Source organism: Kitasatospora sp. NPDC004240, assembly GCF_053603215.1.
The window spans coordinates 68,004-80,004 of sequence record NZ_JBSGFD010000007.1; the positions used below are offsets into that span (position 1 = coordinate 68,004).

10 protein-coding genes and 1 pseudogene are annotated in these 12,001 nt (G+C 73.5%); 9 read left to right on the forward strand and 2 right to left on the reverse strand.

Going from position 1 to position 12,001, the window contains the following annotated elements; translation table 11 throughout:
• Nucleotides 1-7: 7 nt before the first annotated feature.
• The 6 genes from ureG (at nucleotide 8) to ACWEQL_RS03640 (ending at nucleotide 7,914) form a co-directional block, all read left to right on the forward strand.
• On the forward strand, nucleotides 8-628 hold the full coding sequence (gene ureG, locus ACWEQL_RS03615) for an urease accessory protein UreG (RefSeq protein ID WP_452148496.1): 621 nt from the start codon (nucleotides 8-10) through the stop codon (nucleotides 626-628).
• Nucleotides 625-1,560: an urease accessory protein UreD gene (locus tag ACWEQL_RS03620; RefSeq protein ID WP_452148497.1), complete on the forward strand. Its 936-nt coding sequence runs from the start codon at nucleotides 625-627 to the stop codon at nucleotides 1,558-1,560. Before ureG ends, ACWEQL_RS03620 begins: the two co-directional genes overlap by 4 nt.
• Before the next feature lie 460 nt (nucleotides 1,561-2,020).
• On the forward strand, nucleotides 2,021-3,484 hold the full coding sequence (locus ACWEQL_RS03625; protein ID WP_452148498.1) for a xanthine dehydrogenase small subunit: 1,464 nt from the start codon (nucleotides 2,021-2,023) through the stop codon (nucleotides 3,482-3,484).
• Entirely contained in the window at nucleotides 3,481-5,907 is a 2,427-nt protein-coding gene (gene xdhB, locus ACWEQL_RS03630; RefSeq protein ID WP_452148499.1) for a xanthine dehydrogenase molybdopterin binding subunit, read from the forward strand. The genes ACWEQL_RS03625 and xdhB overlap by 4 nt, the downstream gene beginning before the upstream one ends.
• A gap of 1 nt (nucleotide 5,908) precedes the next feature.
• Nucleotides 5,909-6,763 carry a xanthine dehydrogenase accessory protein XdhC gene (gene xdhC, locus ACWEQL_RS03635; RefSeq protein ID WP_452148500.1) on the forward strand — a complete coding sequence of 285 codons (855 nt, stop codon included), beginning with the start codon at nucleotides 5,909-5,911 and terminating at the stop codon, nucleotides 6,761-6,763.
• A gap of 95 nt (nucleotides 6,764-6,858) precedes the next feature.
• A complete protein-coding gene (locus ACWEQL_RS03640; protein ID WP_452148501.1) occupies nucleotides 6,859-7,914 on the forward strand; it encodes an NAD-dependent epimerase/dehydratase family protein in 1,056 nt (351 codons plus the stop codon).
• Here ACWEQL_RS03640 and ACWEQL_RS03645 read toward each other — a convergent pair whose 3' ends face one another.
• Both ACWEQL_RS03645 and ACWEQL_RS03650 read right to left on the reverse strand, forming a co-directional pair.
• On the reverse strand, nucleotides 7,915-9,051 hold the full coding sequence (locus ACWEQL_RS03645) for a sensor histidine kinase (RefSeq protein WP_452148502.1): 1,137 nt from the start codon (nucleotides 9,049-9,051) through the stop codon (nucleotides 7,915-7,917).
• Nucleotides 9,048-9,803, reverse strand: coding sequence for a response regulator transcription factor (locus ACWEQL_RS03650; RefSeq protein ID WP_452148503.1), 756 nt, complete (start codon nucleotides 9,801-9,803; stop codon nucleotides 9,048-9,050). Before ACWEQL_RS03650 ends, ACWEQL_RS03645 begins: the two co-directional genes overlap by 4 nt.
• 174 nt (nucleotides 9,804-9,977) lie before the next feature.
• Between ACWEQL_RS03650 and ACWEQL_RS03655 the strand changes: the two are divergent.
• The 3 genes and pseudogenes from ACWEQL_RS03655 to ACWEQL_RS03665 form a co-directional block, all read left to right on the forward strand.
• Nucleotides 9,978-10,691, forward strand: a pseudogene (locus ACWEQL_RS03655) (glycosyltransferase family 2 protein); the annotation flags it as partial.
• Between the two features lie 99 nt (nucleotides 10,692-10,790).
• Nucleotides 10,791-11,318: a TIGR04282 family arsenosugar biosynthesis glycosyltransferase gene (locus ACWEQL_RS03660; RefSeq protein WP_452148530.1), complete on the forward strand. Its 528-nt coding sequence runs from the start codon at nucleotides 10,791-10,793 to the stop codon at nucleotides 11,316-11,318.
• A complete protein-coding gene (locus ACWEQL_RS03665) occupies nucleotides 11,315-11,983 on the forward strand; it encodes an SAM-dependent methyltransferase (protein ID WP_452148504.1) in 669 nt (222 codons plus the stop codon). Before ACWEQL_RS03660 ends, ACWEQL_RS03665 begins: the two co-directional genes overlap by 4 nt.
• The last annotated feature ends 18 nt before the right edge of the window (nucleotides 11,984-12,001 follow it).

Here is a 12,001-nt window from a genome sequence, read left to right on the forward strand (position 1 = left end):
GGAGAAGATGAGGGACAACGTACTGCGCGTCGGCGTCGCCGGCCCGGTGGGCTCCGGGAAGACGGCGCTGATCGAGGCCCTGGTGCCGGAGCTGATCGCCCGGGGCCGACGGCCGGCGGTGATCACCAACGACATCTACACCCAGGAGGACGCCCAACACGTGCGCCGCAGTCTCGCCGGGGTGCTCGACCCCGAGCGCGTGGTCGGCGTGGAGACCGGCGCCTGCCCGCACACCGCCGTCCGGGACGACCCGACCATGAACCTGGCCGCAGGTGCGGAACTGCTGGAACGATTCCCGGACGTCGACACGCTGCTGTACGAGTCCGGGGGCGACAACCTCACCCTGACCTTCAGCCCGGTGCTGGTCGACATGTTCTTCTTCGTGCTGGACACCGCCGAGGGCGAGAAGATGCCCCGCAAGCGCGGCCCGGGCATCACCGACTCCGACGTGCTGGTGATCAACAAGATCGACATCGCCCGGTACGTCCGCACCGACCTCACGGTGATGACCGCCGACGCCGACACGGTGCGTGAGGGCCGCCCGGTCGTGCTGACCAACAGCCTGACCGGCGAGGGCCTGGAGCGGGTCGCCGACCTGCTGGAGTCCTACCGCGCGGTCGCGCCGTGACCACCGTGGACAGGCTGCTCCCGGCCCACTACGAGCCCGCGCGCGTCCCCCGCGAAGTGCGCCGCCACGCCGGCCGCCCGGACACGCTCCCGGTCGGCCGACCCGGCAAGATCGGCCTGCTGGAACTGGACTTCGAGCGGATCGGCGAACGGACCGAACTGGTCCACCGGTACCAGAAGTCGCCGTTGCAGATCATGCGCCCGCTGTACTTCGACCCCGCGCGCCCGGACCTCGCCGTCACCTTCCTGATGTCCACCGGCGGCGGCGTCGTGCAGGCCGACCGCCTCCGGCTGGACCTGCGGTGCGGAGCGGGCACCGCCGCCCACCTCACCACCCAGGCCGCCACCAGGATCCACCGGATGGACACCGACTACGCCACCCAGCGGGTCCACCTCACCGCGGCGGACGGCAGCTTCGTCGAGTACCTCCCCGAACCGACCATCCCGTACCGCGACTCGCGCTTCTACCAGCACACGGTGATCACCGCAGCCCCCACGGCCACCGTGCTGGCCGGGGAGACCGTACTGGCCGGCCGGCTGGCCCGGGGCGAGCGCAACGCCTACCGGATCTTCGCCACCGACCTCGAGTGGCGCCGACCCGACGGCCGGCTGTTCGCCCTGGACACCGTCCGTCTGGAGCCGGGCGGCAGCGGGGTCACCGGTCCGGCCGTGCTGGCCGGGCACGACCTGATGTCCACCTTCTACGCCGTCAGCCCGGCGGCCCCGGCCCAGGAGGTCGCCGACACCCTGCACCGCGCGCTGGCCGGCAGCGGCCTGCCGTACGGGGTCAGCGTCCTGCCCGAGGACAGCGGCGCGTGGCTGCGCGTACTCGGCAGCGCCCCTCCCGCCGTCGCCACCGCGGTCCACCGGGCCTGGGACGCCGTCCGTCGGCTGCTGATCGGAGTACCGGCCCCGGCGCTGCGCAAGTGCTGACCGACGGCCGGTGCGCCGGCGTTCGGCCGCAGGACCGGCGGAGCCCCGCGCGGACCGGGCCGCGGGTTCGACCCTGCGAACGTCCCCGTCGGGGACCCTGGTTGATCGACCGAGGCCGACCCTTGACCCCTGTGGCGCCAACCACTAGCTTGCGAAAGACGCGCATCCATGACGACCGAATGGGAGGTGACCGGCAGATGCACACCAACTCCGATCTCGGTCGCCTCGCCCGCCGCACGGCCTGGGCTCCCGGTCGAATCGCGCACGGCTGCTGATCACGCCGTTCTGATGTGCCCCCCGTGGCACGTTCCGGAATTCCCCATCCCCATTTCTCGGCACGTCGCTGCCGCCTGCCGTTCTGCGCCCGCTCCTCCCATGGGGCGCGTCCGCACACAGAAAGCTGCCTGACATTGGCGAACATGACGAACGGACCGATCACGCACGGAAACGAAGGCCTGTCATGGTGACGGCGCAGATCACGGTCAACGGGAATGAGACGCCGATCTCGCCGGCCGCGCCCCACACCACCGCGCTGGACTTCCTGCGCGAGCGTGGCCTCACCGGCACCAAGGAGGGCTGCGCCGAGGGCGAATGCGGTGCCTGCTCGGTCCTGGTGGCCCGCCCCGGGGTGCACAGGCCCACCGACTGGGTGGCGGTCAACGCCTGCCTGATCCCTGTCGCGGCGCTCGACGGCCAGGAGGTCGTCACCGCCGAGGGCCTCGCCACCTCCGGCGCGCCGGGCAGGCCACCCACCCTGCACCCGGTACAGGAGGAGATGGCGGTCCGTGGCGGCTCCCAGTGCGGTTACTGCACACCGGGATTCATCTGCAGCATGGCCGCCGAGTACTACCGGCCCGACCGCTGCGCGCACGCGGACCCGGCCGGCAGGAGCGACGCCGAGCACGGTCCGAACGGTTTCGACCTCCACGCGCTGAGCGGAAACCTGTGCCGCTGCACCGGCTACCGCCCGATCCGCGATGCCGCGTTCGCCGTCGGTGCGCCCACCGCCGATGACCCCCTGGCGCAGCGTCGCGAGCAGTCTCCGCCCGCACCGATCGCCACGGAGTACACCCAGGGCGACAGCACTTTCGTACGGAGGAACACCCTGGCCGAAACGCTGCGGTTGCTGCGGGAGCGGCCCGACGCGGTGGTGGTCGCCGGCTCCACCGACTGGGGCGTGGAGGTGAACATCCGTTCCCGCCGGGCGGACTGCGTGGTCTCCGTCGACCGGCTCCCCGAACTGAGGGAGCTGCGGGTCGCATCCGACCACCTCGCGATCGGGGCGGCGCTGACGCTCACCGAGATCGAGCGCCGCCTCGACGGCGGCGTCCCGCTGCTGGCAGAGCTGTTCCCGCAGTTCGCATCCCGGCTCATCCGCAACGGTGCGACGCTCGGCGGGAACCTGGGGACCGGCTCCCCCATCGGTGACAGCCCGCCGGTGCTGCTCGCGCTGGAGGCGTCGGTGGTGCTCGCCGACGCCGACGGTGAACGCGAGATCCCGCTGGCGGACTACTTCACCGGCTACCGGCAGAGCGTGCGCCGTCCCGGCGAGCTGATCCGCACCGTGCGCATCCCGCTGCCGCTCTCGCCGGTCACGGCCTTCCACAAGGTCGCCAAGCGGCGCTTCGACGACATCTCCAGCGTGGCCGTCGCCTTCGCGCTCGACATCGAGGACGGGATCGTCCACAGGGCACGCATCGGCCTGGGCGGCGTGGCCGCCACCCCGATCCGCGCCCTCGCCACCGAGGCGGCCCTGGAGGGGCGGCCGTGGGCGGCGCGGAGCGTCGAAGCCGCGGCCCGGGTGCTGCGGGCCGAGGGCACGCCGATGGACGATCACCGCGCCAGCGCCGACTACCGCTCCGCGATGCTCGGCCAGAGCCTGCTGAAACTGTACGCGCGAACCGCCGAGGCGGTGTCGTCGTGAGCCGGTTGTCCGAGCGCCCCGAAAAGCCCGTCGTCGGTCTCTCGGTGCCTCACGAGAGCGCCGTCCTGCACGTCACCGGCACCGCGCTCTACACCGACGACCTGGTCCATCGCACCAAGGACGTGCTGCACGCCCACCCGGTCCAGGTCATGAAGGCCCACGGCAGGATCACCGCGCTGCGCACCGGGCCCGCGCTCGCCGTGCCCGGTGTGGTCCGCGTGCTGACCGGAGCCGACGTACCCGGCGTCAACGACGCCGGGATGAAGCACGACGAACCGCTGTTCCCCGACGCGGTCATGTTCCACGGCCACGCGGTCGCCTGGGTGCTCGCCGAAACCCTGGAGGCGGCCCGGCTCGGTGCCGCGGCCGTCGAGGTGGACCTCGACGAACGGCCCTCCCTGATCACGCTTCAGGAGGCGATCGCCGCCGGAAGCTTCCATGGCGCCCGGCCCGTGCTGCTGACCGGCGACATCGACGCCGGCTTCGCCGACTCCGCGCACGTGTTCACCGGCGAGCTCCAGTTCTCCGACCAGGAGCACTTCTACCTCGAGACCCACGCGGCACTGGCCTACGTCGACGAGGCCGGGCAGGTGTTCGTCCAGAGCAGTACCCAGCATCCCTCCGAGACCCAGGAGATCGTCGCGCACGTCCTCGGCCTGCACAGCCACGAGGTGACCGTGCAGTGCCTGCGGATGGGCGGCGGCTTCGGCGGCAAGGAGATGCAGCCGCACGGGTTCGCGGCCGTCGCCGCGCTCGGCGCCAGGCTGACCGGCCGGCCGGTCCGGGTGCGGCTCAACCGCACGCAGGACCTGACGATGTCCGGTAAGCGGCACGGTTTCCACGCCCGGTGGACGATCGGCTTCGACGCCGACGGCCGCGTCCAGGCCCTGGACGCCGTCCTGACCGCCGACGGCGGCTGGAGCCTGGACCTGTCCGAACCGGTGGTGGCCCGCGCGCTGTGCCACATCGACAACACCTACTGGATCCCCAACGCCCGCGTCACCGGTCGGATCGCCAGGACCAACAAGGTCTCCAACACCGCCTTCCGCGGCTTCGGCGGACCGCAGGGCATGCTGGTGATCGAGGACATCATGGGCCGCTGCGCGCCGCTGCTCGGCCTGGATCCGATGGAGCTGCGGGAGCGCAACTTCTACCGGCAGGGCCGGAGTACGCCGTACGGACAGCCGGTCCTCCAGCCCGAACGGATCTCCGCCGTCTGGCGGCAGGTCCAGGAGAACGCCGGCATCGCCGATCGCCGGCGCGAGATCGCCGCCTTCAACGCCGCGCACCCGCACACCAAGCGGGCACTCGCGGTCACCGGCCTGAAGTTCGGGATCTCGTTCAACCTCACCGCCTTCAACCAGGGCGGCGCGCTGGTGCTGATCTACAAGGACGGCTCGGTCCTGATCAACCACGGCGGCACCGAGATGGGCCAGGGCCTGCACACCAAGATGCTGCAGGTGGCCGCGACCACGCTGGGGATCCCGCTGCACAAGGTGCGGCTGGCCCCGACGCGCACCGACAAGGTGCCCAACACCTCCGCCACCGCCGCCAGCGCCGGGGCGGATCTCAACGGAGCGGCGGTGAAGAACGCCTGCGAGCAGTTGCGCGAGCGGCTGCTGCAGGTGGCCGCCACCCGGCTGGGTGCGAGCGCGCAGGATGTGCGCATCGTGGAGGGCGTCGCACGTGGCCCGGGCAGCGACGAGGAACTGGCCTGGGACGACCTGGTGCGCACCGCCTACCTCCAGCGGGTCCAGCTGTCGGCGGCCGGCTTCTACCGGACCGAGGGGCTGCACTGGGACGCGAAGACGTTCAGGGGCTCGCCGTTCAAGTACTTCGCCCACGGCGCCGCCGCGGCCGAGGTGGAGGTGGACGGCTTCACCGGCGCGTACCGCGTCCGACGGGTGGACATCGTGCACGACGCCGGCGACAGCCTGTCCCCGATGATCGACATCGGTCAGGTCGAGGGTGGTTTCGTGCAGGGCGCGGGCTGGCTGACGCTGGAGGACCTGCGCTGGGACACCGGGGACGGACCCGACCGCGGCCGGCTGCTGACCCAGGCCGCGAGCACCTACAAGCTGCCGAGCTTCTCGGAGATGCCGGAGGAGTTCAACGTCACGCTCCTGGAGAACGCCGGCGAGGAGGGCGCGGTGTACGGGTCCAAGGCGGTGGGTGAGCCTCCGCTGATGCTGGCGTTCTCGGTGCGGGAGTCGTTGCGGCAGGCGGCGGCCGCGTTCGGGCCGAGCGGGGTCAGCGTCGAGTTGGCCTCGCCCGCGACACCGGAGGCGGTGTACTGGGCGATCCAGGCGGCCCGCCGGGGCGGTGCGGCCCGGAGCGGTCACGCACGCGACGGGTCTGCCGCCGACGGGCACGCCACCGACGGCGGGATCCGAACCGACGCGGGTGCGTCGAACGGTGCCTGACATGACGTGGGTCGCCGCTGTCGCGCGGTTGCGGGCGGACCGGGAGTCCGGCGTGCTGGTGACCGTCGCGGCCGTGCGCGGCCATGCCCCGCGCGAACCGGGCGCGAAACTCGTCGTGGGGCGGACCGGGACGTGGGGCTCGATCGGTGGCGGCAATGTCGAGGCCGTCGCGATCGACCGGGCCCGGGAGATGATCGCCGCGTCCGCACCGGAGCCGGAGCTGATGGACTTCACCCTCAACGACAAGGTGACCAACCGGCACGGCGTGCAGTGCTGCGGCGGCACGGTGTCGGTGCTGCTCGAACCGTTGCCGGTGGCACGGGCGGTGGCGATCTTCGGGATCGGGCACGTCGGGCTGGAACTGGCGCGCATCCTGGCACGTCAGGACCTCGACCTCCATCTGATCGACACCCGTTCGGCGATGCTCGCCGAGGAGCGGCTCGCCGCGCTGGCGGACGCGGTGGCGCAGGTGCACGTGCACCACACGCCGCTGCTTCCCGAGGAGGTGCTGGCGGAGCTGCCGCGCGGCACCCACGTCCTGATCATGACCCATGACCACGCCGAGGACGCCGCTCTGTGCGACGCCGCGCTGCGCACGACCCACCTCGGCTCCATCGGGCTGATCGGGTCGGCGGCCAAGTGGGTGCGGTTCCGCAGACGCCTCGCCGCCGAGGGCGGTCACGACGGGGCCACCATCGACCGGATCAAGACCCCGATCGGGCTGGCCGACATCACCGGAAAGGCACCCGCGACGATCGCCGTGAGCGTCGCCGCCGATCTGCTGCGCACCTTCGAGGCCGAGAGACCCCGGCTCCCCGACCGGTCACGTGAAGGGGCCCTCACTGGTAACCACTGACGGGCGTCCGGCGGCCGGGGCCTCGTCTTACCGAAGCATGACGCGGTGCCCGTCCACGGCTCCGCCGCCGTGCGCGGCCGGTAGCGTCGCCGGTCATGAGGATCCTTGTCACCGGCGGCGCCGGGTTCATCGGTTCGGCGGTCGTAGGTGCCGTGGTCGAAGCGGGCCACGAGGTCCGGGTGCTGGACGCGCTGTTGCCGGCGGTCCACCCTTCGGGGGCGGCACCCGAGCTACCGGTCGGCGCGGAGTTCCGGCGCGGCGACGTCCGGAACGCGCAGGCGGTGGAGCAGGCCCTCGCCGGGGTGGACGCGGTCTGTCATCAGGCTGCCATGGTCGGTCTCGGCCTCGACCTCGACGACGCGCCCGACTACGTCGGCTGCAACGACCTCGGCACGGCGGTCCTGCTCGCCGCGATGGCCCGCCGCGGGGTGCGGAACCTGGTCCTGGCCGGGTCGATGGTGGTCTACGGGGAGGGCCGGTACGAGTGCCCGACGCACGGGAGCGTGGCGCCCGGGCCACGCCGCCGGGACGATCTCGACGCCGGCCGGTTCGAACCGCCGTGCCCGCGGTGCGGCGCCGCGTTGCGGCCGGGGACGGTCACGGAGGACGCGCCGGCCGACCCCCGCAACGTGTACGCCGTCACCAAGCTCGCCCAGGAGCAGCTGGCCGCCGCCTGGGCCCGCGCCTGCGGCGGCTCCGCACTGACGCTGCGCTACCACAACGTCTACGGCCCGGGCATGCCGCGCGACACCCCCTACGCCGGCGTCGCCTCGCTGTTCCGTTCCGCGCTCGCCCGCGGCGAGGCGCCCCGGGTGTTCGAGGACGGAGGCCAGCGCCGGGACTTCGTCCACGTCGACGACGTCGCGGCGGCGAACCTGGTCGCATTGGAGGCCGTCGGCGGCCGGCCGGCGGGCACCGTCCGGGCGTACAACGTCGGCAGCGGCGAGGTGAACACCGTCGGCACGATGGCCCGGGCGCTGGCCGACGCCCACGGCGGGCCGGCTCCGGTGGTGACCGGGCAGTACCGGCTCGGGGACGTCCGTCACATCACCGCCGACTCCTCCCGGCTGCGCACCGAGCTGGGATGGCGGGCCCGGGTGCCGTTCCGGGCGGGGATGGCCGAGTTCGCCGCCGCGCCCCTGCGGGTCTGACTACCCGGGCGCCGCCGGGAGCGCGATCTCGAAGCAGCAGCCTCCGGTGACGTTGCGCACCCGGGCACGGCCTTCGTGCGCCTCGACGATGCCGCGGACGATGGCCAGACCGAGCCCGGCGCCGCTGTCCCCGCCCTCCCCGGGATCGCGCCTGGGCGTTCGGGCGGCGCTCCCGCGCCAGCCGGTCTCGAACACGCGCGGCAGGTCCTGCTCCGGGATGCCGCCGCAGCCGTCGGTGACCGAGAGCACGACCTCGTTCACCTCCCGGCGGGCGGAGACGGCGACGACGCCGTCCTCCGGGGTGGAGCGGATCGCGTTGACCAGGAGGTTGCCGAGCACCCGGGTGATCTCCCGACTGTCCACCTCGACCGGCTCGGCGGCGACCTGGCGGCCCTCCAGACGGACGCCTCGCTGGCGGGCCAGGGGGTGGGCTCCGGCCAGCGCGTCGTCGACCAGGTCGTAGACGGAGACCCGGGCGAGCGAGAGGGACAGCGCGCCGGCCTGGATGCGGGAGAGTTCGAAGAGGTCGTCGACCATCCCGGTGAGCCGCTCGACCTCGGCGCGGATCCGCTGGAGGTAACGCTCCGGCTCGTCTGCCACCCCGTCCTCCAGCGCCTCGGCCATGGCGCGCAGCCCGGCGAGTGGGGTGCGCAGGTCGTGGGAGATCCAGGCGATCAGCTCGCGTCGCGAGGCGTCCAGTGCCTGCTCCCGGGCGCGCGACTCGGCGAGCCGGGCGCTGGTGGCGGCGAGTTCCGCGCTGAGCTGGGCGAGTTCGAGCCCGAGAGGACGATCCGGTGCGGTGAAACCGGTGTCGCTTCCGACGGTACGGGCGGCCGCGGTCAGGGCGCGGCTGCCGGCCACGACCTGGCGACCGAGCAGCGCGGCCGTCAACAGCGAGACCACGGACGCCACGGCGAGGACGGTGATCACCACGCCGAGGTCGTGTGCGGACAGGAACATCGCCTGGGCCACGGCGAACGTCCCGGAGGTGACGGCGAGGACGGTGACGACTGCGACGCAGAAGAGCGAGAGCGCCATCGAGCGGCGGCGCAGCAGCCGCACGGCGACCCAGCCGAGCAGACCGGCGCCGGCGGCGCCGAGCCCCGCGAACAGGGCGATCAGCAGCAGGTCCTTCACGCCGGGCCGTCCTTCTCGTCCGTCACGGGGTCGTAGCGGTAGCCGACGCCCCAGACCGTGCTGATCAGCCGTGGTGCGGCGGGGTCGTCCTCGATCTTCTCGCGCAGGCGGCGAACATGGACGGTGACGGTGGAGAGGTCACCGAAGTCCCAGCCCCAGACCCGTTGCATCAGCTCCTGGCGGGAGAAGGCCGTCCCCGGGTGCCGGAGGAGGAATGCGAGCAGGTCGAACTCCCGAAGTGTGAGGAGGAGTTCATGCCCCGCGCGGTGGGCCCGGCGGGCCTGCGGGTCCAGCGTGATGTCACCGGATGCCACCGGCGCGGAGGCGGGGACCGGCAGCGCGGCGGCTCGGGAGCGACGCAGGACGGACTGGACCCGCAGGACGAGCTCCCTCGGGCTGAACGGCTTGGTGACGTAGTCGTCCGCGCCCAGTTCCAGGCCGAGGATCCGGTCGGCCTCGTCCCCCTTGGCGGTGAGCATGACCACCGGGAGGTCCGCGCCTTCGTCGGTGGCCCGCAGGGTGCGCAGGATCTCCAGGCCGTCGATCCCGGGGAGCATGAGATCCAGGACCAGCAGGTCGGGACGGCGGGCGCGGGCCAGGTCGAGGCCCTGTTCGCCGTCACAGGCCCGGTCGACCCGGTGGCCGGCCCGGGTGAGGTAACCGGCGACGACCTCGCTCACGGTGAGGTCGTCGTCGATCACCAGGATGCGGGCGGGGTCCGGGGGGCCGGCGGGAGCGGGGCTGTCGTTCACCTCGCCGAGGATACGAGCTGTGGCCGTGGCCGGGTGTCACGCCGGGGTTCACGTTCGTGTTCCGTAAGATCGCGGCCCGACCGGACGCGGCTTCCCCGCCGTCGGGCTGACGTAGGACTTTCGTAAGGGCGCGGTACGGCCGCCGCGGGCCGGCCCGCGCCTAGCGTGGCCGACGTGATCTCTCCGACTCCCCCTCGGCCGTGCGCCGACGTGATCCTGCCGTGCCTCGACGAGGCCGCGGCCCTGCCCCGCGTACTCGGGCGTATTCCTCCCGGCTGGCGGGCGATCGTCGTCGACAACGGTTCCCGTGACGGCTCCGCCGGGCTGGCGCGTTCGCTGGGCGCGACGGTCGTCGAGGAGCCCCGGCGCGGCTTCGGCGCCGCGTGCCACGCCGGGCTGCTCGCCGCCACGGCCGAGCTGGTCTGTTTCATGGACTGCGACGGCTCGCTGGATCCGGCCCAGCTGCCCCGGGTCACCGCGCCGGTCGCCTCGGGCGCGGCGGACCTGGTGCTCGGTCGGCGCCGCCCCACGAGCGCCACGGCGTGGCCGCTGCACGCCCGCCTGGCCAACGCGGCGCTGGCCAGGCGGTTGCGGGCGAGGACGGGCGCCCACCTGCACGATCTCGGACCGATGCGGGCCGCCCGACGGGACCGCCTGCTGGCTCTGGGGTTGGGCGACCGCCGCTCCGGCTATCCCCTGGAGATGGTGCTCGCCGCGTCGGCGGCCGGGATGCGGATCGCCGAGACCCCCGTCGACTACCTCCCGCGCGCGGGTCGCTCCAAGGTCACCGGTACCGTGCGCGGTACCCGGCAGGCCGTCCGCGACATGCGGGCCGTGCTGGCCGCACCACCGCCGACCCTGCTGGTGATCGCCAAGGCGCCGGTCCCGGGCCTGGTCAAGACGCGCCTCACCCCGCCGTGTACACCCAAGCAGGCGGCGGCGCTGGCCGAGGCCGCCCTCGCCGACACCCTCGCCACCCTCTCCCTGGTGCCGGCCGGACGACGGCTGCTCGTCCTGGACGGTGACGTCGGCCCCTGGCTCCCGCCCGGCTGGCAGGTCGTCCCCCAGTGCGGTGGCGGGCTGGACGAACGGCTCGCGGCCGCGTTCGCGCACGCCGCCGACATCACCCCGGACGCACCCGCCCTGCTGGTCGGCATGGACACCCCGCAGCTGGACGCCGCCCTCCTCGCGGAGCCCCTGTCGGCGGCCCGCCGCGCGGGTGTCGACGCCTGGTACGGTCCGGCCGGTGACGGCGGGTTCTGGGCCCTCGGGCTGGCCAGGCCCACCGGGCGGCTGGCCCGGCGGCTGCTCCTGGGCCTGCCGATGTCCACGCCGGACACCGGGCAGGCCCTGCTCGACCGGCTGGCCGCGGAGGGACTCGCGGTGCACCGGCTCCCGGTGCTGACGGACGTGGACACCATCCTGGACGCGCGTCAGGTCGCCGCCGAGGCGCCGGGCAGCGGGTTCGCGGCACGTCTGCACGCGATCGAGGCGGCCCACGAGGTGACGGGGTGAGCGTCGCGACCGAGGCATGGGTGGACGACCCTTTCGCCGAGGCCGTCCGTACCGGGCGGGGTCCACTCTGGCTGCGCCGCGATGACGGCCGCCGGATACCGCTCGACGTCGAACGCTGGTGCGCACCCGCCGCCGGGGCGGATCACGACCTGCTGGCGCGCTGCACCCGGCTGACCGCGCCGGTGCTGGACCTCGGCTGCGGCCCCGGGCGTCTCGTCGCGGCCCTGCTGGGCCTGGGCATACCGGCGCTCGGTGTCGACATCACCGCGGCGGCCGTCGCCCGCACCCGCGGCCTCGGCGGGCCGGCCCTGTGCCGCTCGGTGTTCGACCGGCTGCCCGCCGAAGGACGTTGGGGTGGCGCGCTGCTCGCCGACGGAAACCTCGGTATCGGCGGCGACCCGGGGCAGTTGCTCGGGCGCGGTGCCGAACTGCTGGCCCCGGGTGGCGTCCTGCTGGTCGAAGTGGAGACGCGGGAGATCGACGAGCGGCTCACCGTCCGGGTCGAGGGCGCCGGAGGACGGGCCGGGCCGTCGTTCGCATGGGCCCGCTGCGGCCCGGCGGCCGTCGCCCGCCTGGCCGGCCGGGCCGGGCTCGTCGAGACCGAGCGCTGGACCTCTCACGGCCGCCGCTTCCTCGCCCTCCGAAAGACCGCCCGCCCCCGCTGACGAGTGGCCACGCCGGTG

Bases quoted from the DNA above. Each gene is read 5' to 3' on its own strand.
- ACWEQL_RS03625 (WP_452148498.1), top strand. From the start codon at position 2,021: ATGGTGACGGCGCAGATCACGGTCAACGGGAATGAGACGCCGATCTCG.
- xdhC (WP_452148500.1), top strand. From the start codon at position 5,909: ATGACGTGGGTCGCCGCTGTCGCGCGGTTGCGGGCGGACCGGGAGTCC.
- ureG (WP_452148496.1), top strand. From the start codon at position 8: ATGAGGGACAACGTACTGCGCGTCGGCGTCGCCGGCCCGGTGGGCTCC.
- ACWEQL_RS03640 (WP_452148501.1), top strand. From the start codon at position 6,859: ATGAGGATCCTTGTCACCGGCGGCGCCGGGTTCATCGGTTCGGCGGTC.